This window comes from Streptomyces sp. NPDC048734, from assembly GCF_043198675.1.
GTDB lineage: Bacteria > Actinomycetota > Actinomycetes > Streptomycetales > Streptomycetaceae > Streptomyces.
The window spans coordinates 165,207-189,126 of sequence record NZ_JBICUZ010000008.1 but is presented as its reverse complement, the minus strand read 5'-3'; the positions used below and the strand labels follow the sequence as shown (position 1 = coordinate 189,126).

At 72.5% G+C, this 23,920-nt stretch carries 19 protein-coding genes, 1 tRNA gene and 1 pseudogene; 15 read left to right on the top strand and 6 right to left on the bottom strand.

The window, feature by feature from the left end:
* Positions 1-129 precede the first annotated feature (129 nt).
* The gene (locus ACGFQC_RS22285) at positions 130-1,686 is read right to left on the bottom strand and encodes a potassium/proton antiporter (protein ID WP_363086631.1); all 1,557 of its coding nucleotides are present in this window, start codon (positions 1,684-1,686) and stop codon (positions 130-132) included.
* Positions 1,687-1,903: 217 nt separating this feature from the next.
* Between ACGFQC_RS22285 and ACGFQC_RS22280 the strand changes: the two genes are divergently transcribed.
* Positions 1,904-4,756 carry a penicillin acylase family protein gene (locus tag ACGFQC_RS22280; RefSeq protein ID WP_363086630.1) on the top strand — a complete coding sequence of 951 codons (2,853 nt, stop codon included), beginning with the start codon at positions 1,904-1,906 and terminating at the stop codon, positions 4,754-4,756.
* A 61-nt stretch (positions 4,757-4,817) separates the two neighbouring features.
* On the opposite strand, the gene ACGFQC_RS22275 is transcribed toward ACGFQC_RS22280, so the two are convergent.
* Positions 4,818-5,435, bottom strand: a complete 618-nt coding sequence (locus ACGFQC_RS22275) for a 5-formyltetrahydrofolate cyclo-ligase (protein ID WP_363086629.1) — start codon at positions 5,433-5,435, stop codon at positions 4,818-4,820.
* A gap of 93 nt (positions 5,436-5,528) precedes the next feature.
* Here ACGFQC_RS22275 and galU point away from each other — a divergent pair, with 93 nt between their 5' ends.
* From galU to ACGFQC_RS22240, 7 genes are all read left to right on the top strand, one after another.
* Entirely contained in the window at positions 5,529-6,440 is a 912-nt protein-coding gene (gene galU, locus ACGFQC_RS22270; protein ID WP_363086628.1) for a UTP--glucose-1-phosphate uridylyltransferase GalU, read from the top strand.
* Positions 6,437-7,759 (top strand): gephyrin-like molybdotransferase Glp, encoded by a 1,323-nt coding sequence (glp, locus tag ACGFQC_RS22265; protein ID WP_363086627.1) that lies wholly within the window; start codon positions 6,437-6,439, stop codon positions 7,757-7,759. Before galU ends, glp begins: the two co-directional genes overlap by 4 nt.
* A gap of 108 nt (positions 7,760-7,867) precedes the next feature.
* A complete protein-coding gene (moaC, locus tag ACGFQC_RS22260; RefSeq protein WP_363086626.1) occupies positions 7,868-8,380 on the top strand; it encodes a cyclic pyranopterin monophosphate synthase MoaC in 513 nt (170 codons plus the stop codon).
* A complete protein-coding gene (locus ACGFQC_RS22255; protein ID WP_363086625.1) occupies positions 8,377-8,892 on the top strand; it encodes a MogA/MoaB family molybdenum cofactor biosynthesis protein in 516 nt (171 codons plus the stop codon). The genes moaC and ACGFQC_RS22255 overlap by 4 nt, the downstream gene beginning before the upstream one ends.
* On the top strand, positions 8,889-9,557 hold the full coding sequence (locus ACGFQC_RS22250) for a GNAT family protein (RefSeq protein ID WP_363086917.1): 669 nt from the start codon (positions 8,889-8,891) through the stop codon (positions 9,555-9,557). The genes ACGFQC_RS22255 and ACGFQC_RS22250 overlap by 4 nt, the downstream gene beginning before the upstream one ends.
* Before the next feature lie 171 nt (positions 9,558-9,728).
* Complete coding sequence (glpR, locus tag ACGFQC_RS22245) at positions 9,729-11,057, top strand: gephyrin-like molybdotransferase receptor GlpR (protein ID WP_363086624.1); 1,329 nt, start codon at positions 9,729-9,731, stop codon at positions 11,055-11,057.
* Positions 11,058-11,171: 114 nt separating this feature from the next.
* Positions 11,172-11,245 (top strand) — tRNA-Ala (locus ACGFQC_RS22240).
* A 144-nt stretch (positions 11,246-11,389) separates the two neighbouring features.
* Here ACGFQC_RS22240 and ACGFQC_RS22235 read toward each other — a convergent pair.
* Positions 11,390-13,414: a serine hydrolase domain-containing protein gene (locus ACGFQC_RS22235; protein ID WP_363086623.1), complete on the bottom strand. Its 2,025-nt coding sequence runs from the start codon at positions 13,412-13,414 to the stop codon at positions 11,390-11,392.
* Between the two features lie 173 nt (positions 13,415-13,587).
* Here ACGFQC_RS22235 and ACGFQC_RS22230 point away from each other — a divergent pair, with 173 nt between their 5' ends.
* Together ACGFQC_RS22230 and ACGFQC_RS22225 are read left to right on the top strand one after the other, a co-directional pair.
* Positions 13,588-14,829 carry a sensor histidine kinase gene (locus tag ACGFQC_RS22230; RefSeq protein ID WP_363086622.1) on the top strand — a complete coding sequence of 414 codons (1,242 nt, stop codon included), beginning with the start codon at positions 13,588-13,590 and terminating at the stop codon, positions 14,827-14,829.
* On the top strand, positions 14,814-15,461 hold the full coding sequence (locus ACGFQC_RS22225) for a response regulator transcription factor (protein WP_363086621.1): 648 nt from the start codon (positions 14,814-14,816) through the stop codon (positions 15,459-15,461). Before ACGFQC_RS22230 ends, ACGFQC_RS22225 begins: the two co-directional genes overlap by 16 nt.
* A gap of 64 nt (positions 15,462-15,525) precedes the next feature.
* Here ACGFQC_RS22225 and ACGFQC_RS22220 read toward each other — a convergent pair whose 3' ends face one another.
* The gene (locus ACGFQC_RS22220; protein WP_363086620.1) at positions 15,526-16,008 is read right to left on the bottom strand and encodes a GNAT family N-acetyltransferase; all 483 of its coding nucleotides are present in this window, start codon (positions 16,006-16,008) and stop codon (positions 15,526-15,528) included.
* Between the two features lie 147 nt (positions 16,009-16,155).
* Between ACGFQC_RS22220 and ACGFQC_RS22215 the strand changes: the two genes are divergently transcribed.
* Entirely contained in the window at positions 16,156-16,959 is an 804-nt protein-coding gene (locus ACGFQC_RS22215; RefSeq protein ID WP_363086619.1) for an exodeoxyribonuclease III, read from the top strand.
* 59 nt (positions 16,960-17,018) lie between these two features.
* On the opposite strand, the gene ACGFQC_RS22210 is transcribed toward ACGFQC_RS22215, so the two are convergent.
* Positions 17,019-17,669, bottom strand: coding sequence for a MerR family transcriptional regulator (locus ACGFQC_RS22210; RefSeq protein WP_363086618.1), 651 nt, complete (start codon positions 17,667-17,669; stop codon positions 17,019-17,021).
* 154 nt (positions 17,670-17,823) lie between these two features.
* Between ACGFQC_RS22210 and ACGFQC_RS22205 the strand changes: the two genes are divergently transcribed.
* From ACGFQC_RS22205 to ACGFQC_RS22190, 4 genes are all read left to right on the top strand, one after another.
* On the top strand, positions 17,824-19,368 hold the full coding sequence (locus tag ACGFQC_RS22205; protein ID WP_363086617.1) for an NAD(P)/FAD-dependent oxidoreductase: 1,545 nt from the start codon (positions 17,824-17,826) through the stop codon (positions 19,366-19,368).
* Positions 19,365-20,276 (top strand): alpha/beta hydrolase, encoded by a 912-nt coding sequence (locus ACGFQC_RS22200; protein WP_363086616.1) that lies wholly within the window; start codon positions 19,365-19,367, stop codon positions 20,274-20,276. Before ACGFQC_RS22205 ends, ACGFQC_RS22200 begins: the two co-directional genes overlap by 4 nt.
* A complete protein-coding gene (locus ACGFQC_RS22195; RefSeq protein WP_363086615.1) occupies positions 20,273-21,157 on the top strand; it encodes an SDR family oxidoreductase in 885 nt (294 codons plus the stop codon). The genes ACGFQC_RS22200 and ACGFQC_RS22195 overlap by 4 nt, the downstream gene beginning before the upstream one ends.
* 89 nt (positions 21,158-21,246) lie before the next feature.
* Positions 21,247-21,486 carry a hypothetical protein gene (locus tag ACGFQC_RS22190; protein ID WP_363086614.1) on the top strand — a complete coding sequence of 80 codons (240 nt, stop codon included), beginning with the start codon at positions 21,247-21,249 and terminating at the stop codon, positions 21,484-21,486.
* A 270-nt stretch (positions 21,487-21,756) separates the two neighbouring features.
* On the opposite strand, the pseudogene ACGFQC_RS22185 reads toward ACGFQC_RS22190, so the two are convergent.
* Positions 21,757-23,793 (bottom strand): annotated as a pseudogene (locus tag ACGFQC_RS22185) (S41 family peptidase); the annotation flags it as partial.
* Between the last annotated feature and the right edge of the window lie 127 nt (positions 23,794-23,920).

Below are 23,920 nucleotides of genomic sequence, written 5' to 3'. Positions count from 1 at the left end.
GCGCCTTCATCGTACAGGGATCACTGCCCGCGGTGCCTGTGAAAGTGAGCACCATGGGCGAGCGCGCCTCCGAATGAAGGGGGTGTGAACGGTATGAAACCTGTACTTAACGTGCGCCGGAACGCGTCCTCACCGGGTGTCCGCGCCGTCCGTGCCCAGCCAGTCGGCCAGTTTGCCGCCGTGGCCCACGGCGCGCAGCCGTCGCTCGGCCGCGTCCCGGACCGGGTCGGTGGCGACGACGAGGAGTTCGTCACCGCGTCGCAGCACCGTCGTCGGCAGCGGCACGAAGGAGGTGCCTTCGCGCACGACCAGGGTGACGGCCGACCCGGCGGGCAGCCGCAGCTCGTTGACCTCGACGCCGTGCATCCTGGAGCCCTCGGGGATCCCCACCGACAGCAGGTGCCCGCGCAGCCGCTCCAACGGCGCCGACTCGATGCCGAGGTCGGCGGCCTCGGCGTCCTCGCCCAGCCGCAGCTTGCGGGCCAGCCAGGGCAGCGTCGGCCCCTGGATCAGGGTGTAGACGACGACCAGGACGAAGACGATGTTGAAGATCCGGCGGCTGCCCTCGATGCCGCTCACCATGGGGATCGTCGCCAGGATGATGGGGACCGCGCCGCGCAGTCCGGCCCAGGACATGAGCGTCTGCTCCTGCCAGGGCACGCGGAACGGCGTCAGGCAGAGCACGACGCTCAGCGGGCGCGCCACCATGGTCAGCACCAGGCCGATGACGAGCGCCGGCACCACGTCGTCGCCCAGTTCGTGCGGGGTCACCAGCAGGCCGAGCAGGACGAACATGCCGATCTGGGCGATCCAGCCGAGTCCGTCGGCGAAGCCGCGGGTGGCGGGCCAGTGGGGGAGTTTCGCGTTGCCCATGACCATGGACGCCAGGTACACGGCGAGGAAGCCGCTGCCGTGCGCCAGGGCGCCCGCCGCGTAGGCCGTGACCGCGATCGCCATGACGGCGATCGGGTAGAGGCCGGAGGCGGGCAGGGCCACGTGCCGCAGCCCCCACGAGCCCAGCCAGCCGACCGCGAGGCCGACGGCGGCGCCGATGACCAGCTCCAGCGCTATCTCGCCCAGCAGCACGTACCAGTGCTCGACGGGTCCGACGGTCGAGAAGGCGACGACCAGGATGACGACCGGGGCGTCGTTGAAGCCGGACTCGGCCTCCAGGGTGCCCGTCACGCGCGCGGGGAGCGGGATCCTGCGCAGCACGGAGAAGACCGCCGCCGCGTCCGTGGAGGACACCACCGCGCCGATGATGAGCGCCTGCCGCCACTCCAGCCCGACGAGGAAGTGGGCGGCCGCGGCGGTGACGCCGACGCTCACCGCGACCCCGGCCAGCGCCAGTACGGAGGAGGCCGGCAGCGCCGGCCCGATCTCCTTCCACTTCGTGCCGAGGCCGCCCTCGGCCAGGATCACGACCAGGGCCGCGTAGCCGATGACCTGCGTCATCTCGGCATTGTCGAAGTGGATGTCGCCGATGCCGTCCTGACCCATGAGGACGCCGATGCCGAGGTACACGAGCAGGCTGGGGAGCCCGCTGCGCGAGGAGATCCGGACCGCTGCGACGGCGACGAGCAGGACGAGCGAGCAGACGAGCAGGAGCTGGTTGAGGTGGTGGACAGTCAGCGGCGGTTCCCTTCGCTGGTCCGCGCTTCTCGCGCGCGGGACGCACACGTACATCGGACACGAAGCACTGGCGTCATGGATCCGATTACTTCGTTACCTTACCTAACTCTTGACGATTTCTTGACGCTCGCCGTTGGAGGATCGAACATCCTTACGCGCTGGTTGCCGACTCCGCGTCAAGTGGCGCGGACCCCTGCGCCTATGGTTGCTCCAGCGCTCATTCACAGTCATGGCCCGACCTGCCGCTCGCGTTAGGACAGCAAGGACAGCGATGCCCCCCAACACCACCGCCACAACGGGTGACCAGCCCGCCAAGTCCGGCAGGAAGAAGGGGCGCAAAGCCCGACTTATCGTCCTCGTCCTGGTTCTGGCACTCATCGGAGGCATCGCGTACGGCGGGTACTGGTCCATCAGTACCGTCCGCGCCTCCTTCCCGCAGACCAAGGGTTCGATCACGCTCGACGGCCTGTCCGGGCCGGTGGACGTGAAGCGGGACGGCTACGGCATCCCGCAGATCTACGCGTCCTCCGACGAGGACCTGTTCATGGCGCAGGGATTCGTCCAGGCGCAGGACCGGTTCTACGAGATGGACGTGCGCCGGCACATGACGTCCGGCCGCCTGTCGGAGATGTTCGGCAAGAGCCAGGTCGACAACGACGAGTTCCTGCGCACCCTCGGCTGGGACCGGATCGCCGAGCAGGAGTACGACAAGGTCCTGTCGGCCGACACCAAGAAGTACCTCCAGGCGTACGCCAAGGGCGTCAACGCCTACCTCCAGGGCAAGGACGGCGAGGAGATCTCGCTGGAGTACGCGGCTCTCGGGTTCACCAACGACTACAAGCCCGCGCAGTGGACGCCCGTCGACTCGGTCTCCTGGCTGAAGGCGATGGCCTGGGACCTGCGCGGCAACATGCAGGACGAGATCGACCGCGCCCTGCTGACCAGCCGCCTCGGCCCGCAGCAGATCGCCGACCTGTACCCGCAGTACCCGTACGACCGCAACAAGCCGATCGTCCTGGAGGGCCAGTACGACGAGCTGTCCGAGGCGTTCGAGCAGAGCGGCTCCGGCAGTTCCGGCAGCTCGGACGGCTCCGGTGACTCGGAGGGTTCCGGCTCCTCCTCGGACGGCTCCTCCTCGGACGGGTCCTCCTCGGACGGCACGACCGGCGGCACCGGTACCGGCTCCGGTACCGGCACCTCCTCCGACACGTCGGGTTCGGCCCTGGAGAGCCAGCTCGCGGGCCTCTACGACGTCCTGGACGACCTGCCCACGGCGGTCGGCGTGAACGGCAACGGCATCGGCTCCAACTCCTGGGTCGTCTCCGGCGAGCACACCATCACCAACAAGCCGCTGCTGGCCAACGACCCGCACCTGTCGGCCTCGCTGCCGTCCGTCTGGTACCAGATGGGCCTGCACTGCCGCAAAGTCTCCGACAAGTGCCGGTACGACGTCTCCGGGTACACCTTCGCGGGCATGCCCGGCGTGATAATCGGCCACAACGCGGACATCGCCTGGGGCATGACGAACTCCGGCGTCGACGTCACCGACCTCTACCTGGAGAAGCTGTCCGGCGACGGCTACCTCTATGACGGCAAGGTCAAGCCCTTCCTCACGCGCGAGGAGACCATCAAGGTCGCCGGCGGCGCCGCGAAGAAGATCGTCGTCCGGCAGACCGCCGACGGGATGCCCCTGCTGTCCGACCGCAGCGACGAACTGGTCAAGGTCGGCAGGAAGGCCACCGTCGACGACGAGGCCCCCGACCGCGGCAACGGCTATGCGGTCGCCCTGAAGTGGACGGCGCTGGAGCCGGGCAACACCATGGACGCCGTGTTCGCCATGAACAAGGCGGCCGACTGGGACGGCTTCCGCGAGGCGGCCGAGAAGTTCCACGTGCCCTCGCAGAACCTCGTCTACGCCGACACGAAGAACCACATCGGGTACCAGCTGCCCGGAAAGATCCCCACGCGCGCCGAGGGGCTCGACGGCTCGGTCCCGACCCTGGGCTGGGAGTCGAAGAACAAGTGGGGCGACTACCTCGACTTCGACCAGCTGCCCTACGAGTACGACCCGAAGCGCGGCTACATCGTGACCGCCAACCAGGCCGTGGTCGACCCGGAGAAGTACCCCCACACGCTCACCACGGACTGGGGCTACGGCACCCGCAGCCAGCGGATCACCAGCCTGATCAAGCAGAAGACCGAGGGCGGCGGCAAGGTCTCCACCGACGACATGCGGCAGATGCAGACGGACAACGCCAGCGAGATCGCGAACATGCTGGTGCCGACGCTGCTGAAGATCAACCTGGACAACCCGGACGTCCGTGAGGCGCAGGAACTGCTCCAGGGCTGGAACCGCACGCAGGACGCCGACTCCGCCGCGGCCGCCTACTTCAACGCGGTGTGGCGCAACATCCTCAAGCTGGCCTTCGGCCACAAGCTGCCCAGGGAACTGCGGGTCGAGGGCCAGTGCCTGTGGGTCGACCCGGTCGACACCACCGGTCCGGTCGACGACAAGAACAAGGTCCGCGAGTGCGGGCAGCGCGACGGCGACCAGGCGCAGCCGGACGGCGGCGACCGCTGGTTCGAGGTCGTGCGCAACCTCATGGAGAAGCCGGACAGCGACTGGTGGACGACGCCCGAGGCGGGCACCCGCCCCGGTGCGGAGAAGGACCGTGACGCGCTGTTCGAGCGCGCCATGATCGACGCCCGCTGGGAACTGACCGCCAAGCTCGGCAAGGACATCGACTCCTGGAGCTGGGGCCGGCTGCACCGCCTGTTCCTGAAGAACCAGACCCTGGGCACCAGCGGTCCCGGCTTCCTCCAGTACGTCCTCAACCGCGGCCCGTGGAAGCTCGGCGGCGGCGAGGCGGCGGTCGACGCGACCGGCTGGAACGCCGCGGGCGGCTACGACGTCGTGTGGGTGCCGTCGATGCGGATGGTGGTCAACCTCGACGACCTCGACAAGTCGAAGTGGATCAACCTCACCGGCGCCTCCGGGCACGTCTTCAGCGCCCACTACACCGACCAGACGGACAAGTGGGCCAAGGGCGAGCTGCTCGACTGGCCGTTCAGGGCCAAGGCGGTCGACGACAGCACGGTCGACACCCTCGTGCTGAAGCCGTGAACCGGTGAACAACGGGAAGGGGCCCTCCACGCGCGCGTGGAGGGCCCCTTCCCGTTCGCCGTCAGCCGGTGAAGCGCCGCACCCCCGACGGCGTCACCACGGCGTCGACCGGCCGGTCGTGCGGCTCCTCCTCGAGGTGCTCGACGACCTCGCTGTCGTACAGCAGCACCACCAGGAAGGGATCCGCGCCCGCGCGTTCCAGCCGCGCCAGCACGCGGTCGTACGATCCGCCGCCGCGGCCGAGGCGCGTGCCGCGCGCGTCGACGGCGAGACCCGGCAGCAGCACCACGTCGGCGTCCGTCACGGCGTCGGGTCCCAGCCGCTCGCCCGCGGGCTCGAAGAGGGTCATCTTTCCGCCATGCCGGACCCGCGCGAGAGAGCCCTCGCCGGTGTAGGCGCCCCAGTCGAGGTCGTCGTCGGGCAGCAGCGCCGGGAGCAGGACGCGCACCCCCCGCGCGAACAGCGCGTCCAGCAGCGCGAGCGTGCCCGGCTCGCTGCCCACGGAGACGTACGCCGCGACGGTCCGCGCGGTGGCCGACTCCGGGAGTTCCAGGGCGCGCGCGGCGAACAGGGCGGCGGTTTCCCGCAGGTCGTCCGTCGTCAACCTGTTCCTCACCGTGAGGAACTCTCGCCGCAACATACGTTTGTGAGACTCTGCTCCGCCTTCGGTCTGGCTCATGTGTGACTCCCGCGCGATCCTCGTACGTTCATATGATCATGAATTAGCCGGAGCTGCAGATACCTCACATAGCCACCGGATAAGGTTCCCGACATGACTCAGTCGCACCCCAGGATCAGCAAGGCTGTCATCCCCGCGGCCGGCCTCGGCACCCGGTTCCTGCCGGCGACCAAGGCCACTCCCAAGGAGATGCTGCCGGTCGTGGACAAGCCCGCGATCCAGTACGTGGTCGAGGAGGCCGTCTCCGCCGGTCTCGACGACGTCCTCATGATCACCGGGCGCAACAAGCGCCCGCTCGAGGACCACTTCGACCGCAACTACGAACTCGAGTCGGCACTTCAGAAGAAGGGCGACGCCGCCCGCCTGGCCAAGGTCCAGCAGTCCAGCGACCTGGCGACCATGCACTACGTGCGGCAGGGCGACCCCAGGGGACTCGGGCACGCGGTGCTCTGCGCGGCCCCGCACGTCGGGCAGGAGCCCTTCGCCGTCCTCCTGGGCGACGACCTGATCGACCCCCGCGACCCGCTGCTCCAGCAGATGATCGAGGTGCGGGAACGGCACGGCGGCAGCGTCGTCGCCCTCATGGAGGTCGCCCCCGAGCAGATCCACCTCTACGGCTGCGCGGCCGTGGAGGACACCACGGACGGCGACGTCGTCAAGGTGACCGGCCTGGTGGAGAAGCCGGAGCCGGCGGACGCCCCGTCGAACTACGCGATCATCGGACGCTACGTCCTCGACCCGGCCGTCTTCGACATACTGCGCCGGACCGAGCCCGGGCGCGGCGGCGAGATCCAACTCACCGACGCCCTCCAGCAGCTCGCGCAGGACGAGAAGGCCGGCGGCCCGGTGCACGGCGTCGTCTTCAAGGGCCGCCGCTATGACACGGGCGACCGCGGCGACTATCTGCGTGCCATTGTCAGACTCGCGTGCGAACGTGAGGATCTGGGGCCGGACTTCCGGTCCTGGCTTCGCAGTTACGTCACCGAGGAGATGCAACAGCCTTGAGCACCGCCGCGCCCCGCACCGCCGGACAGGACCGTCTGTGGTCGGTGGACGAGCACCTGGAGGACATCCTCGCCGCCGTCCGCCCCCTGGAACCCATCGAGCTGCGCCTGCCCGATGCCCAGGGCTGCGTCCTGGTCGAGGACGTCATGGTGCCCCTCTCGCTGCCGCCCTTCGACAACAGCTCGATGGACGGCTACGCGGTACGGGTCGCGGACGTCGCGGGCGCGAGCGAGGAGTACCCGGCCGTCCTGGAGGTCGTCGGGGACGTCGCCGCCGGCCAGGCAGACCTCCTGAACGTCGGGCCGGGACAGGCCGCCCGGATCATGACCGGGGCCCCGCTGCCGCCCGGCGCCGAGGCCGTCGTCCCGGTGGAGTGGACCGACGGGGGCCTCGGCGAGGGCCCGGTCGACGGGATGCGCGCCCGCAGCCTCGCCCCCGAACAGGCCTCGGGGCAGGTCCGCGTGTACCGCTCCGCCGAGGCCCGCGCGCACGTGCGCGCCCGGGGCAGCGACGTGAAGGCCGGTGACCGCGCGCTGGAGGCCGGCACCGTCCTCGGCCCGCCGCAGATCGCCCTGCTCGCCGCCGTCGGACGCGGCACGGCGCGGGTCCGCCCGCGCCCGCGCGTGGTCGTCCTGTCCACGGGAAGCGAACTCGTGCAGCCCGGCGAGGAACTGCGCGGCGGCCAGATCTACGACTCCAACAGCTTCGCCCTCACCGCCGCCGCCCGCGACGCCGGCGCCATCGCCTACCGGGTGGGCGCGGTCGCCGACGACGCCGAGACCCTCCGGTCCACCATCGAGGACCAGTTGGTCCGCGCCGACCTGGTGGTCACCACCGGCGGCGTGAGCGTCGGGGCGTACGACGTCGTCAAGGAGGCCCTGTCGCACGTCGGGGACGAGGACGAGGCGGGCAGCGGCATCGACTTCCGCAAGCTCGCCATGCAGCCCGGCAAGCCCCAGGGCTTCGGCTCCATCGGCCCCGACCACACCCCGCTGCTGGCCCTGCCCGGCAACCCGGTGTCGTCGTACGTCTCCTTCGAGCTGTTCGTGCGGCCCGCGATCCGTACCCTCATGGGACTCACGGACGTCCACCGGCCCACCACCCGCGCGAAGCTCGTCGCGGACCGGGCGCTGTCCTCGCCGAAGGGGCGCAGGCAGTTCCTGCGCGCGACCTGCGCCGAGGGCACCGTGCGCCCCGTGGGCGGCGCCGGCTCGCACCTGGTCGCGGCCCTCGCGCACGCCGACTCGCTCATCGTCGTCCCCGAGGACGTGGAGTCCGTCGAGCCGGGGACCGAGGTCGAGGTCGTCCTGCTCGGCTGAGCGCACCCGCGTCCGCGGGTCCGCGGGCCGGTCCTGGTCCGCTGCGGGCCCCCGCATGGGGGTACCGTGTCGCGCACAACACGCCCGGACCGGGAGCGCCACACCACCATGACTGTGCCTTCCCGGGGGAAGACCCCCGGACCCCCTGTGCAGGACCGACTGACGCACATCGACGAGGCGGGCGCCGCCCGCATGGTCGACGTGTCCGGCAAGGACGTGACGGCGCGGACGGCGCGGGCCAGCGGGCGCGTCGTCGTCTCGCCCCGTGTGGTCGAGCTGCTGCGCGGCGAGGGGGTGCCCAAGGGGGACGCGCTGGCCACCGCCCGGATCGCGGGCATCATGGGCGCCAAGCGCACGCCCGACCTCATCCCCCTGTGTCACCCTCTGGCCGTCTCCGGTGTGAAACTGGACCTGTCGGTCGCGGACGACGCCGTCGAGATCACCGCCACGGTGCGGACCACGGACCGCACGGGTGTCGAGATGGAGGCCCTCACCGCGGTCTCCGTCGCCGCGCTCACCGTGATCGACATGGTGAAGGCGGTCGACAAGGGAGCGGTCATCACGGACGTGCGGGTCGAGGAGAAGACGGGCGGCAAGTCGGGCGACTGGAGCCGGCCGTGAGCGCCGCGCCGTACCGCGCGCTGGTCGTGACGGCCTCCAACCGCGCCTCGGCCGGTGTCTACGAGGACCGGGGCGGCCCGCTGGTCGCCGACGGCCTCACGGGCTTCGGGTTCGCCGTCGACGGGCCGCGGGTCGTGCCCGACGGGGACCCGGTGGAAGCCGCCCTGCGCGCCGCCGTGGCGGCCGGGTACGACGTGGTCGTCACCACCGGGGGCACCGGCATCTCGCCCACCGACCGCACCCCCGAGGCGACCCGCGCGGTGATCGACCGCGAGGTGCCGGGCATCGCGGAGGCCATCAGGGCGTACGGCCGTGGGAAGGTGCCCACCGCGGCGCTGTCGCGGGGCCTGGCCGGCGTGGCGCAGCGCACGCTGATCATCAATCTGCCGGGTTCCACCGGCGGGGTCAGGGACGGGCTGGCCGTCCTGGAGCCCCTGCTGGCGCACGCCGTGGACCAGCTCCGCGGCGGTGACCACCCCGGACCCGGCGCCGGTCCTGGGGGTGCGAGCTGAACAGTCCGTTCTGGCCCGTCGAACTGACGGAGGGCGACATCGTCCTGCGGCCGATAAAGCTGCGCGACCAGCGGGCCTGGCGCGAGGTCAACCGGCGCAACCGGGACTGGCTGCGCCCCTGGGAGGCGACCATCCCGCCGCCCGCGCCGAGCGGGCCGGTCACGCACCGGCCGACCTACCGGCAGATGGTCCGCCACCTGCGGTCCGAGGCGAACGCGGGCCGGATGCTGCCGTTCGTCATCGAGTACCAGGGGCGGCTGGTCGGGCAGTTGACGGTCGCCGGGATCACCTGGGGGTCCATGTGCTCGGGGCACGTCGGCTACTGGGTGGACGAGTCGGTGGCCGGCCGCGGGGTGATGCCCACGGCCGTGGCGATGGCCGTGGACCACTGTTTCCGCAGCGTCGGGCTGCACCGCATCGAGGTCTGCATTCGACCCGAGAACGGGCCCAGCCGCCGAGTCGTGGAGAAACTCGGATTCCGCGAGGAAGGGCTGCGGCCGCGTTATCTCCACATCGACGGGGCCTGGCGCGACCACCTCGTGTTCGCGCTCACGGCCGAGGAGGTGCCCGAGGGCCTGCTGAGCCGCTGGCGGCGCAACCGTCCGCGAAGTGCGCCCCGTGACCCGCAGAACACCCGAGGGAATCCCGCGAGCCCCGGAAATTGAATAAGTGTTCGAAAATGACCGTCCGGTGACTGTCTGGGGCATTGAATTCACCGCTCCGGTGGCCTGCTGATCGGATCGGTCACAAAAAAAGCTCGAAATATCAGCCAGATCGTGCGACACACCGGCCCAATTGGCGGATGGCCTCATGCAAACCCCTCTACCGTGTGAGGCGTGAGCAGCAGCGGCCTGATCTACGCAGTCATCGTCGGGGCCTGGGCCGCCTACTTGGTGCCGATGTGGCTCCGTAGGCAGGACGAGCTGAACGAGGCCCGTCCGACCGAACGCTTCAGCACCGCCATCCGGCTTCTGTCCGGGCGGGCGGGCATGGAGCGCCGGTATGCCAAGGGCCTGCGGGCGCGCTCCGCCGAGGAGGAGGGGTCCGACGCCGACATGCCGGACATCCCCACCGACTCGGTGGACGTCCGGGCCTTCGCCATGCCCCCGGCCCAGCCCAAGGTCACGGCGACGGTCCAGGAACGCGAGCAAGCCCGCCCGGAGCCGGCCCGCGAGCAGTCCCGTCCGGAGCCGGCCCACGAGCACTCCGCCAGGGCACCCCGTGAGCAGGCGGCCGGGCCCGCGCAGGAATCCGGCACCGCGCCGGCGCACCCACGCGTGCCCGAGACGCGGCGCGCGCCCTCCGCGCCGGCGGCCTCCGCCGCCGAATCCGCGCAGGCGCAGGCGGCTGCCGCACGCGCCCGGCGCTCGAAGGTCCTCGCGCGCCGCAGGCGCACCACCGTCGTCCTCTTCCTCGCCTTCACCCTCGGCGCGATCGTCGCCGCCGTCGGCGGACTCGCGTTCCTGTGGGCGCCCGGCGTGCCCGCCGTCCTGCTCAGCGGATACATCGCCTACCTGCGCTCCCAGGAGCACCGTCGGTTCGCGTACCAGATGGACCGCAGGCAGGCCGAGGCCGCCGCCCAGCGGCTGCGTGAGCGGCAGCCGCGCCGGCGGGCGGCCACCTCGGCCGCGCACGGCTCCGCCTCCGTCGACCCCGGCCTCGACGACGGCGCAGAGGAGCCGCACGAGGGCCCCGAGGCCGAGACCGACCCGGGCCTGGTGGCGCTCGCCGCGGACCGCAGGGCGCTCGTCGAGCAGACCGACCACGCCGAGTGGGTCGACCAGCAGCGCGAACGCCAGCGACGGCCGGGCCACGGCGACAGCTGGGACCCGGTGCCGGTGCCGCTGCCGACGTACGTGACCGCGCCGGTCGCACCGCGGGCCACCTCCGACGTGGACCTCGGGGCGCCGGACACCTGGAGCTCGGCCCGGTCCAGCGCCGTCACGCCCGAGCACGAGGCGGCCGACGAGGCACCCGACCGGGACGCCGAGGACTGCGCGGACGGCGCGGAGGACGTGCCGGACGGGGACGCGGGACGGCCCGAGGACGGCGAGCGCAGCGACGCGCGCCGCGCGGCCTCCGCCCGGCGCTCGCGCGAGCGGGGCCGCACGCCGCTGTTCGACCAGTACGAGGACGGCGAGCGGCCGCGAGCCGCCAACGAGTGAGCGGCGAGGCGGATCCGGCGACGCGTGAGTGACGCCGTATCCGCGGTGGTCGGGGGGCCGGGGAACGGATTTCCAAGCACCCCGACGGGGATGCTAGAGTTTCACTCGTTGCAAGGGCCTGTGGCGCAGTCCGGTAGCGCACCTCGTTCGCATCGAGGGGGTCTGGGGTTCAAATCCCCACAGGTCCACGCATCATGAAGGCCCGTTCCTGATATCAGGAACGGGCCTTCTGCCATGTGCCGGTGTGTCACGGAAGCTGACACGGAGCCCCTGTCGGCGAGGCCGGCGGGGGCTCCACCGGGTGCGGGCTCACCGCGTGGGGCCCGGCCCCGTCACGGCAGGAGTCCGTACGCGGCGCCCAGGCCGACCACGACCGTCGCCGCCAGGGTGTGGCAGGTGTAGGTGATCCGGCCGGCCACCGGCCACCAGCCCCGGCACCAGGCCAGCACCGTGCAGACCAGGAGCAGGGCGGTTGCCGCCGCCGCGGCCGCGACCAGGTGGGGGATCAGGGTCAGCAGGGGCGAGTCGCCCACCAGAACGGTCCGGTTGAGGGCGTTGCCGTCCCCGGTGAGCCGGACGAAGCACACGGTGGCCGTGGCCAGCATCGCGCCGGTGAGCCAGGCCAGCGTCCAGGCGAGCCGGCCGCCTGGCGCCCTGGCCCGGTGACGCCGTACGAACGCCACCACCGGCAGGAACAGAAGGGTCGCGCCGAGGACCGCGAGGCCGGCCAGCAGGGCCTGCTGGTGCAGGGCCGGCGACTGGTACCGGGCGAGCTTGTCGAAGACCTGGGACGGGTCGGAGGCCAGGGCCAGCCGGCCGTCCCGGAAGGCGATCCGGTCCTGCCCGGCGCGCTCCTGGAAGACGCCCGGCGCTACCGGCACCCAGTACTGCTCGCCGACCCGCGGGTCCCGGGCCAGGCCGGTGGTGGCCAGGGTGCCGTCGGCGTCCGCGGTGACGTGCACGGAGGAGGTGAGCGCCGCGACCCGGGTCAGGTCCGAGGCGCTGGTGCGGGTGGTGCGGTAGTAGCCGCGGTAGAGGGAGGCCGCGGCCTTGTCCTGCCGGGTGGGCCGCGCCGGGGCGTCGGCCGGGGGCCTGCCGTCGGCGTCGCCGCGGCCGGTGGCGGAGGGGGCGGCCGCGGACCCCTCGCCGCCGGCACCGAGCCGGTCCGCCACCCGGTCGACCAGTTCCTGTCCGGCGTAGGAGGCGCTGCCGTCGACGCCGTCGCCGTTGTAGACGACGTAGACGCCGACTCCGGACGCGGGGAACAGGGCCAGGTTGCCGTGGAAGCCGGGCAGGTCGCCGTCCTTCACCCACAGCCGCTGTCCGGCCCGCCGGCGTTCTTCCAGCAGGTAGCCGATGCCGGGCAGCCGGGGGTCGTTGGCGAACTGGCGGTGCAGCATGGCGCGGGTGGATGCGCGGGTCAGGACGGGGCCGCCGTCGTCGAGCAGGGCGCCCATCAGGCGGCCCATGTCGGCGGCGGTGGTGACGGCGCCCGCTCCGGTCGGTGTCCAGGCGCCGTACTGTCCGTCCTCGGCGCGCTGCCGGCCGCCGTCGGGCCGGTAGCCGAGGGCGAGGGCGTCGGCGGTGCGGGCGTCGGGCCGGGCGAAGGTGGTGCGGGTCATGCCGAGGGGCGTGAGGACGGCGTCGTCGACGTAGGTGGCGAACGGGGTCCCGGTGACCTGCTCGACCAGGTGACCGGCTAGCGCCACACCGTAGTTGTCGTAGCTGGCCACCTCGCCGGGCGGCCGTACCCGCCGGGGCTGGTGCTTGCCGAGGCTCTCGCCGAGGGCGCCCGCCGGCGCGGGCACGGTGCCGCCACGGCCCAGGACGCTGGTGTCGAACCCGGCTGTGTGCGTGAGGAGATGACGGACGGTCACCGGACGGCCCGGGTGGCTGTCCTTGATCTTGAAGGCGGTCAGGTACCGGTTGACGTCGGCGTCCAGGCTCAGCCCGCCCCTCTCCACCTGCTGGAGCACGGCGACCGCCGTGAACAGCTTGGCGTCGGAGGCCATGAAGTAGCCGGTGCGCCGCGGGTCGCTGCGCACGCCCCGCTCGACGTCGGCCAGCCCGTAACCCCTGGTCAGCGTCCGGCCGCCGCGGTTCACCACGACGACGGAGGCGCCCGGGATCCGGTACTCGGCCAGCTGCTCCGGCACCAGGTCGTCCAGCAGCGCGGACAGGTTCCCGCCCTGCCGCGCGGACGCCGTACCGGCGGCGGTGCCGGAACCGGTACCGGCGGTGATGCCCGTGCCGGCGCCGGGGCCCGAACGGCCGTCCGCGGCGGCCGGGTTCACCAGGAACAGGACGGCGGTCACCACGGCCGCCACCACGATGAGGATTCGCTCTCGGCTCGTCATGCCGTCGATTCCACCCGCCGCGGCCGTCGCGTCCCAGGGCCCTGGGTGGTGTCCGGGGGGTACCCAGGTACACCCCCCGGGAGGGGACGATAATCCCGTGATCGGCGGCACGTGGCCCACCAGGATGTAACACGTGGGGCGGCAACGGGCCGCCGGATCCGAGGAGTTGGGTCATGAGTATCGCCAAGGACGCGCGTGCCGCCGTCGCCGGGATCCCACTGGCCGGGCTGGCCCTCGCCGAGGTCCTCTTCTTCTCCCTGCTGGTGACCGCGATCTCCCTGCTCGGGGCGGGCATCGGCCTCTTCCTCGTCCCGGCGGCCGCCCTCGCCGCCCGCGGCACGGTGAACGTCACGCGTCGGCTGGCCGGCGCCCGCCTGGAGGGCGGCATCCCCGAGCCGTACCTGCCGGAACCGCCCCGCGAGGGCGGGCTCAAGGGCTGGTGGACCCGCACCCAGTGGATCCTCACCGACCCCGCGACCTGGCGGGACCTGGCCTGGACGCTGGTCAACCCGGTCGTCGGGATCCTCATGGTCCTGATGCCGCTCGCCCTCATCGCGTACGGCGTCCTCGGTCTGCTGATGCCGTTCCTGTGGGAGGACATCTCCGGCAGCGGCGGCAACAACTGGTACACCTTCGTCAAAGTGACGGACGGTCGGTCGGCCCTGTACGCGGCCGGCATGGGCATTCCGCTCGTCCTGATGGGCCTGTTCACCGCCCCCGCCGCCCTGCGCGACCACGCCAGACTCGCCCGCGCCCTCCTCGCCCCCACCGGGACCTCACGCAAGGTCCTGCACCTCACCCGCACCCGCTCCGAGGCCGTCAGCAGCTCCGCCGCCGAACTGCGCCGCATCGAGCGAGACCTGCACGACGGCGCCCAGGCCCGGCTCGTCGCCCTCGGCATGAACCTCGGTGTCGCCGAGCAACTCCTCGCCAAGGACCCGGAGGCGGTCCGCGCGATCCTCGCCGACACCCGCAAGGCCTCCGCCAGCGCCCTGAACGAGCTGCGCGACCTGATCCGCGGCATCCACCCGCCGGTCCTCGCCGACCGCGGCCTCGTCGACGCCGTCCGCGCCCTCGCCCTGGACAGCCCGCTCGACGTCTCCGTCACCGCCGAACTGCCCGGCCGCGCCGACGCCCCCGTCGAGTCCGCCCTCTACTTCGCCGTCTCCGAGATCCTCACCAACGCGGCCAAGCACGCCGCCCCCACCCACGTCACCGTCGACCTCCGGTACGCCGACGGACAAATCCGCGCCCGGGTCGGCGACGACGGTCACGGCGGGGCCGACCCCTCGCGGGGCACCGGCCTGCGCGGCATCGAGCGCCGCCTCGCCGCCTTCGACGGCGTGCTCGCCGTCGACAGCCCGGTGGGCGGACCCACCATCCTCACCCTGGAGATCCCTTGCGCGTTGTCCTAGCCGAAGACCTGTTCCTCCTGCGCGACGGCCTGGTCAGGCTGCTGGAGGCGTACGACTTCGAGGTCGTGGCCGCCGTCGACAACGGGCCCGGCCTCTTACGGGCCCTCGTCGACGAGCGGCCCGACGTCGCGATCGTCGACGTACGCCTCCCGCCCACCTTCACCGACGAGGGCCTCCAGGCCGCCCTGACGGCCCGCAGGCAGGTTCCCGGCCTGCCGGTGCTGGTCCTCTCCCAGTATGTCGAGCAGCTCTACGCGCGTGAGCTGCTCGCCGACGGCAGCGGCGGCATCGGCTACCTCCTCAAGGACCGCGTCTTCGACCCCGACCAGTTCGTGGAGTCCGTCCGCCGGGTCGCCGCAGGCGGCACCGCCATGGACCCCGACGTCGTCGCCAAGCTGTTCGCCAAGGACAGCAACGGCCCCACCGGCTCCCTCGCCCGGCTCACCCCGCGCGAACGGGAGGTGCTGGCGCTGATGGCCGAGGGCCGCTCCAACGCCTCGATCGCCCAGTCCCTGGTGATCACCGAGCGGTCCGTCATCAAACACACCTCGAACATCTTCGCCAAACTCGACCTGTCGGTCTCCGGCGACGCCAACCGGCGGGTCCTCGCCGTCCTGACGTTCCTCAAGTGAGGTTCTCCCCGGACGACGTGCGCGGCGGCGGCCCGCCGCAGGACGCCGGCGGTCCCGGCCGACCTCAGGAGCTGAGCGGCTTGGCGTAGCAGCGGCTGGCCTCGTGGAAGCGGTAGTAGCCGAACTTGGCGCACGGCTCGTAGCCGCTGGAGGTGTACAGCGCGATGGCCTCCGGCTGCTCGGTGCCGGTCTCCAGCACCATGCGCAGCCGCCCGGCCGCGCGGGCGTCCTCCTCCAGCTCGGCCAGGATCCGGCGGGCCAGCCCGCGCCCCCGCGCCTGCTTGACCACGAACATCCGCTTCAGCTCGGCGTCCCCGTCCCGGTTCCCCTCGCCGTTCTCGTCCTGGCTGCGCCAGCCGCCCGTGGCGACCGGCCGGTCCAGCTCGTCGTAGGCGATGAGGTACACGCCGCGCGGCGGGTCGAAGTCGGCGGGCGCCAGCACCGTGGCGTCACCGCCGTCGCCGTAGCGCTCGTGGTACTCGGCCTGGACCTCGTCGTTGAGCTTGACGGCGTCCGGGTGGTCGAAGGCGACCCGACGTATATTCATGCTGCTCAAAGTACATCCATGCATCAGTAGTCGGCGGACAGGGAACTGGACCTCGTCCAGTGTGCCGGTATCGTGCCGGGGTGCTGACCGTGACCTAGGACAACGTGTCCTTTCCATCGGGTCACCCGTGAGGTCTGGGAGAGTGTTTTGCTGACGGTGACCTCCGTGAACGTGAATGGGCTGCGGGCCGCCGCGAAGAAGGGTTTCGTGGAGTGGCTCGCCGACACCTCCGCCGACGTGCTGTGCCTCCAGGAGGTGCGCGCCGAACCGCAGCAGCTGCCCGAGACGGTCCGCGCCCCCGAGGGCTGGCACGTCACCCACGCGCCCGCCGCCGCCAAGGGCCGCGCGGGCGTCTCGCTCTACACCCGCCGGGAGCCGGACGCCGTCCGCGTCGGCTTCGGCTCCGCCGAGTTCGACACGGCCGGCCGCTACGTCGAGGCCGACCTGCCGGGTGTGACGGTCGCCTCCCTCTACCTCCCGTCCGGAGAGGTCGGCACCGACCGCCAGGACGAGAAGTTCCGCTTCATGGGCGAGTTCCTGGCCCACCTCAAGGACCTGCGCCAACGCGCCGCCGCCGACGGCCGCGAGGTCCTGGTCTGCGGCGACTGGAACATCGCCCACCAGCAGGCCGACCTGAAGAACTGGCGTGCCAACCAGAAGTCCTCCGGCTTCCTCCCGGAGGAACGCGACTGGCTGACCCGGGTCCTCGCACCTGCGGACGGCGGCTACGTCGACGTGGTCCGCGCCCTGCACCCGGACGTCACGGGCCCGTACACGTGGTGGTCGTACCGGGGACGGGCCTTCGACAACGACGCGGGATGGAGGATCGACCTTCAGGTGTCGACCCCCGGCCTCGCGGCCAAGGCCGTGAAGGGCCTGGTGGAGCGGGCGGCCACGCACGGCGAGCGCTGGTCGGACCACGCGCCGGTGACGGTGGTCTACGACCTCTGAGGCCCCGGCCCTGGTCCCGGCTCCTGCCCTCGCCCTGGCCCGGCCCGGCCCGGCCCGGCCTACGGACGCTGGACCCGCCGCAACCGCCGGTCCAGCGCCAGGGACAGTTCCGCGTCGACCACGCTGCGCGCCAGCGGGCGCAGGCGGGGCAGGTCCTCCTCGCCGGCGTGGGCCAGGATCGCCGTGGTGAAGAGTTCCGCGAGGGCGTCGGCGTGTTCGCGGACGCGGGCGCCCGCGGCGAGGACCTCCGCGAGGGGGATGCCCTCGCGGACCAGGGCGGCGGAGACGTCCAGCAGGCGGCGGCTGATGTGGACGATCTCGTCGCCGTCGGTGCCCAGGTAACCGAGGTCGAGGGCGGCGGCGAGGTTCTCCGGGGTGACCTGGCCCTCGAACCGGGCGGCGAGTTCCTCGGGGGTGAGCCGGACCGGTTCCTCCTCGGTGGGGCCGCCGACGCCGAGCAGGTCGGCGACGTCGCGGCCGTGGTCGAGGGCGTCGGCGAGTTCGGCGATGCCGGTCAGGGTGTGGCCGCGTTCCAGCAGGGCCGCGATGGTGCGCAGGCGGGCCAGGTGGTGGTCGTCGTACCAGGCGATGCGGCCCTCGCGCCGGGGTGGCGCGAGCAGTTTGCGCTCACGGTAGAAGCGCAGGGTGCGCACCGTGATGCCGGCCTCCCTGGCCAGCTCCTCCGTCCGGTACTCCCGCTTGTCCGTCACCCGGGAAGCCTATGCCGTACCGGCGGTAACTTGTCTCCTCCGCCCCCTACCCATCGGTACGGGGCTGCTCTACGCTCCGATTGCGCCAGTATTCACTGGCAGAGTCGTAGATGCGCGGAGTTGTCGCAGTGTCGCGAGGCAGGGAGGCGTCGGGATGACCGAGCACGAACACGTGCGGGTGGCGGTGATCGGGTCCGGGTTCGGCGGACTGGGGGCCGCGGTGCGGCTGCGCAGGGAGGGGATCACCGACTTCGTCGTCCTGGAACGGGCGGGCGGCGTCGGCGGCACCTGGCGGGACAACAGCTACCCCGGGTGCGCCTGTGACGTCCCGTCCCACCTGTACTCCTTCTCCTTCGCGCCCAACCCCGACTGGCCGCGCACCTTCTCCGGGCAGGAGCACATCCGCGCCTACCTGGAACACGTCGCGGACGTCTTCCGGCTGCGCCCCCACATCCGCTTCGGCGCCGAGGTCGAGCGGATGGCGTGGGACCCGGAGCGGCTGCGGTGGGACATCGAGACCGCCGCGGGGCGGCTCTCGGCCGACGTCGTCGTCTCCGCCACCGGGCCGCTGTCCGATCCGAGGATCCCGGAGATCCCCGGCCTGGACTCCTTTCCCGGCAGGGTCTTCCACTCCGCTCGCTGGGACCACGACTACGACCTCACCGGCAAGCGCGTCGCCATGGTCGGCACGGGTGCCTCGGCCATCCAGATCGTGCCCGCGATCCAGCCGCAGGTCGGCCGCCTCACCCTCTTCCAGCGCACCCCGCCGTGGGTGATGCCCCGCATGGACCGGGCGATCAGCGGCGCCGAGCGCCGGCTGCACAAGCGGGTGCCGTTCACCGCGCAGGCCCGCCGCGGGCTCCTGTGGGGCATCCGCGAACTCCAGGTGCAGGCCTTCACCAAGCACCCGGAACAGCTCGGTTTCGTCGAGCGGCTCGCCAAGCGGAACATGGCCGCCGCGGTCAAGGACCCGGCCCTGCGCGCCAAGCTCACCCCGGACTACCGCATCGGCTGCAAGCGGATCCTGCTGTCCAGCGAGTACTACCCGGCGCTCACCCGCCCCAACGTGGACGTGGTGGCGAGCGGGCTGCGCGAGATCCGCGGGAGCACCCTCGTCGCCGCCGACGGCAGCGAGGCCGAGGTCGACGCGATCGTCTTCGGCACCGGTTTCCGCGTCACGGACATGCCGATCGCCGAGCGGGTCGTCGGCGCCGACGGGCGGACCCTCGCGGAGAGCTGGAAGGGCGGCATGGAGGCCCTGCGCGGGGCCAGTGCGGCCGGGTTCCCCAACTGGATGACGATCATCGGCCCCAACACCGGCCTCGGGAACTCCTCCATGATCCTCATGATCGAGTCCCAGCTGAACTACATGGCGGACTACCTCCGCCAGCTGGACGTCCTGGGCGGCCGGGCCGCCCTCGACGCCCGCCCCGGCGCCGTGCGCGCCTGGAACCGGCGGGTGCAGGACCGCATGACGCGCACGGTGTGGAACACCGGCGGCTGCACCAGCTGGTACCTGGACGCGAACGGCCGCAACACCACCGTCTGGCCGGGCACCACGGGCGAGTTCCGCCGCGCGACCCGGCGGGTGGACCTCGCCGAGTACGAGATCCTGCGCGCCCCGGCCGCCCAAGAGACGGCTGCCACGGCCGCTCCCGAGGTGGCGGGCCGCGGCGAGCGGCCGGAGGTGACCGCGTGACGGCCCCCGTCGCCCTCGGCCCGTACGCCCCGCCCGCCCCGGCCCGGGTCCTGACCGCGCGTTCCGCCGACGGCACCGAGCTGCACGTCGAGGTGCACGGCCCGGACTCCGCCCCGGCGGTCGTCCTCGCGCACGGCTGGACCTGCTCGACCGCGTTCTGGGCGGCGCAGATCCGCGCCCTGTCCGCCGACCACCGGGTGATCGCCTACGACCAGCGCGGTCACGGCCGTTCCCCGGCGAGCCCGGTGTGCAGCGCGGACATGCTCGCCGACGACCTGGAGGCCGTGCTCGGCGCGACCCTCGCGCCGGGCGAGAAGGCCGTGGTCGCCGGGCACTCCATGGGCGGCATGACCGTCATGGCCGCCTCCGCGCGGCCCGCGTTCCGTGCGCACGCGGCGGCCGTCCTGCTGTGCAGCACGGGCAGTTCGCGGCTGGTCGCGGAGTCCACCGTCGTACCGATGCGGCCGGGCCGGCTGCGGACCTGGCTGACCGGGCACGTCCTCGGCTCGCGGGCCCCCCTCGGCCCGGTCACGCCGCTCGCCCGCCGGATCCTCAAGTACGCCACGATGGGCGCCGGTTCGGCCCCGCACATGGTGGAGGCCTGCGCGCGGATCGTGCACGCCTGCCCGCGCCGGGTCCGGCACGCCTGGTCGAACGTCCTCGACCTGCTCGACCTCGACCACGCCGTAAGGGAGTTGTGGGTGCCGACGGCCGTGATCGTGGGGTCGGCGGACCGGATGACCCCACCCGTGCACGCCCGCCGGCTCGCCGAGGCCCTGCCGGTCTGCGCCGGCCTGACGGTGCTGCCCGGAGTCGGCCACATGACGCCGGTGGAGGCACCGGAGCTGGTCACCGGCACGATCCGGGACCTCGTCACCACCCACACAGCCACGAAGGAGGGCGCATGAGCAAGGTGAGCCTGGAAGGACAGGTCGCGGTCGTCACCGGCGCGGCACGGGGCGTCGGCGAGCTGCTCGCGCGCAAGCTCTCGGCGCGCGGGGCGAGCGTCGCGCTGGTGGGCCTGGAGCCCGACGCGCTCAAGGCGGTCGCGGAGCGGCTGCACGGCGACGCCGACCACTGGTACGCCGACGTCACCGACCACGTGGCGATGGCCCGGGTCGCCCAGGAGGTGAAGGCGCGCTTCGGCAAGGTGGACATCGTGGTCGCCAACGCGGGCGTGGCCACCGGCGGTCCGTTCGCCGACTCCGACCCGCAGGCCTGGCGCCGGGTCATCGAGGTCAACCTCATCGGCTCGGCGGTCACCGCCCGCGCCTTCCTGCCGGTGCTGACGGAGAGCCGCGGCTACCTCCTGCAGATCGCCTCCCTCGCGGCGATCACCCCGGCCCCGATGATGACGGCGTACTGCGCCTCCAAGTCGGGTGTGGAGGCGTACGCGCACAGCCTGCGCGCCGAGGTCGCCCACAAGGGCGTGCGAGTGGGCGTCGGTTACCTGTCCTGGACCGACACCGACATGGTGCGCGGCGCCGATCAGGAGGACGTGATGCGGGAGTTGCGGCAGCGGCTGCCCTGGCCGTCGAACAAGACGTACCCGCTCGGACCGGCCGTGGACCGGATCGTCGCGGGCATCGAGCGGCGTTCCCCGCACGTGTACGGCCAGTGGTGGCTGCGCGGGATGCAGGGGATCCGCGGATATCTGCCGGGGATCGTCGGGACGGTCGGGCAGCGGGAGATGAAGCGGTTCGAGCCCCGGCTGCGGGGCATGCGGACGGGCCTGGTCGGAGCGGGGGGCGCGGCCGACGAACAAGCCCGCGCTACGCAGCGTAGTTGATCGAAATGCGCGGAATGTCCTGCCGTGTGAATCTGGTCGAGGCCCCACCGAGGGCCATCCCCCTCACCCTCATTCGGGAGTGAACCCACATGGGTATGAAGGACAAGTTCCAGGACCAGGCCGAGCAGTGGCAGGACAAGGCCAAGCAGAAGATGGACGAGACGAAGGAACGTGCCGCGGAGCGCGGCCGTCAGCGTGGTGACCGCGAGCACGAGCGCGGGCAGGACCCGCAGCGCACGGTCCGGGACCACGAGCGGGACCCGCAGCGCACGATCCGGGACGAGGAGGACCGCTACGACGCGGACTTCGACCCCGAGGCGATGCGGTAACGCTGCCGCTGGGCTTGAGCGCACAGGGGTGCCCTCCGTCAAGGGGGGCACCCCGCGCTCGTGTTGCCGGTGCCGGTGCGTCGCCGGGTGCCGGCCGGTGAGGGCTGGTCGCGCAGTTCCCCGCGCCCCTGGGGAGTCGCGGTCGCCGTCGGCACAAAGGGCGCGGCAACCATGCGGACACGGCAGGGCATCCCACCCGGGGGGGCGGGGCTGTGGCGACATGCGGCTCCGCCGCGTGGGCGCCGCCGGCCGGCACCCGGCGACGCACCCTCAACGCCCCCGCGGAGGCAGCCGGGGGCGGGACCGGTCGGGGACGTCGGCGAGGCTCGGCGGGGACGCCGGCGGCTCCGTCTCGAGCAGGGCCAGCGCCAGCGACACCGCGTCGTCGAGCTGTGCGTACCGCCCCTCCGCCCAGTCCAGCGGGGTCCGCAGCGCCTCCAGGTCGGGGGCGACGCCGTGGTTCTCCACGGACCACCCGTAGGCGTCGAACCACGCCGCGTTCATCGGCACGGTGATGACCGACCCGTCGCCGAGCCGGTGCCGTCCGGTCATGCCGACGACCCCGCCCCACGTCCGCTGCCCCACCACCGGCCCGAGCTTCAGCAGCTTGAACGCGGCCGTGATCATGTCGCCGTCGGAGGAGGTCGCCTCGTCGGCGAGGGCGACCACGGGGCCGCGGGGCGCGTCGGTGGCGTACGACACGGGCTGGGCGTCGCGGGTGAGGTCCCAGCCGAGGATGGTGCGGGTCAGCTTCTCCACCACGAGTTCGCTGATGTGCCCGCCCGCGTTGCCGCGGACGTCCACGATCAGCGCGGGCCGGGACACCTCCATCCGCAGGTCGCGGTTGAACTGGGCCCAGCCGGAGCCGCCCATGTCGGGGATGTGCAGGTAGCCGCACCGTCCGCCGCTCAACTCCCGCACGACCTCGCGCCGTTTGGCGACCCAGTCCTGGTAGCGCAGCGGCCGTTCGTCGACGAGGGGGACGACGGCGACCCGCCGGGTCCGCCCCCTCTCGCCCTCGGCGGGGGTGAACGTCAGCTCCACCGTCGTACCGCCCGCTCCCGCCAGCAGCGGGAAGGGGCCGGTGACCGGGTCCACCGGCCGCCCGTCGACATGGGTGAGCACCGCGCCCTCGCGGATGCCGGTCCCGGCCAGCGGTGACCGCGCCCTGGAGTCGGAGGAGTCGCCGGGCAGGATCCGCTTGAGCATCCAACGGCCTTCCCGGCAGGCGAGGTTGGCGCCGAGGAGGCCCTGCCGGCGCTGGTAGTGCGCAGGGCCCTCGTTGCGGCGGGCGGCGGTGACGTAGGCGTGGGAGGTGCCGAGTTCGCCGAGGACCTCCCGGAGCAGGTCGGCGAACTCGTCGGGGGAGGCGACCCGTTCGACCAGGGGCCGGTACTGGTCCAGGATCGCGTCCCAGTCGATGCCGCACATCCCCGGGTCCCAGAAGTAGGCGCGGATGAGCCGGCCCGCCTCCGCGTAGGCCTGCCGCCACTCGGCGCCCGGGTCGACCTCGTGGAGGATGCGGCGCAGGTCGATCCAGACCGTGGAGTCGAGGTCGCCGGACTCGGTGGCGGGCACCGCGCGCAGCTCGCCCTCGTCGACGACGACCAGCCGGCTGCCGTCGCCGCTGACCGCGAACCAGTCGAGGTGCCCGACGAGTTCGGACCTCTTCGCCTTGCCGAGGTGGAAGTGCTCCAGGGTCGGCCGGCCGCTGGTGTCGTCGGGGTTGGCGAAGGTCTCGCCGAGCGCCCCGGAGATCGGCCAGCGCAGCCAGACCAGACCGCCGCCCGCGACCGGGAACAGCGCCGAGTACTTGGAGGCGGGCACCGGGAACGGTGTCACCCGGCTCGCCAGCCCCTCGACCTCGACGCTCACCGTGCCGTCGCCGCCCTCGTCCTCGGCCGGGTCGAGCCCGCCGGCGGCCGGCCGTCCCTCGGGGGTGAGGGCGAAGGGGGACGGGGTCGCGGAGTTCAGCGGCACCAGGTAGGGACGGCAGCCGAGCGGGAAGGACAGGTCGCCGGTGTGGACGTCGTACACCGGGTCGAAGCCGCGCCAGGAGAGGAAGGCGAGATAGCGGCCGTCGCGCGTGAAGACCGGGTTCTCGTCCTCGAAGCGCCCGTTCGTCACGTCGACGATCAGTGCGTCGCCCCTGCCCGGTCCGCAGATCCGGCCCATCTTGATCTGCCGCAGTGACCGCCCGATCCCCGGATGCGACCAGGTCAGCCAGGCCCCGTCGGGAGAGAACGCGAGGTCGCGCACGGGCCCGTTGACCGACCGGATCAACTCGACGACCTCACCGCCGGAGGTACCGGAGCCGCCGGAGCCGTGGGCCTCCCCGGCCTCCCCGGCCTCCCCGGCCTCCCCGGCCTCCCCGGCCTCCCCGGCCTCCCCGGCCTCCCCGGCCTCCCCGGCCTCCCCGGCCTCCCCGGCCTAC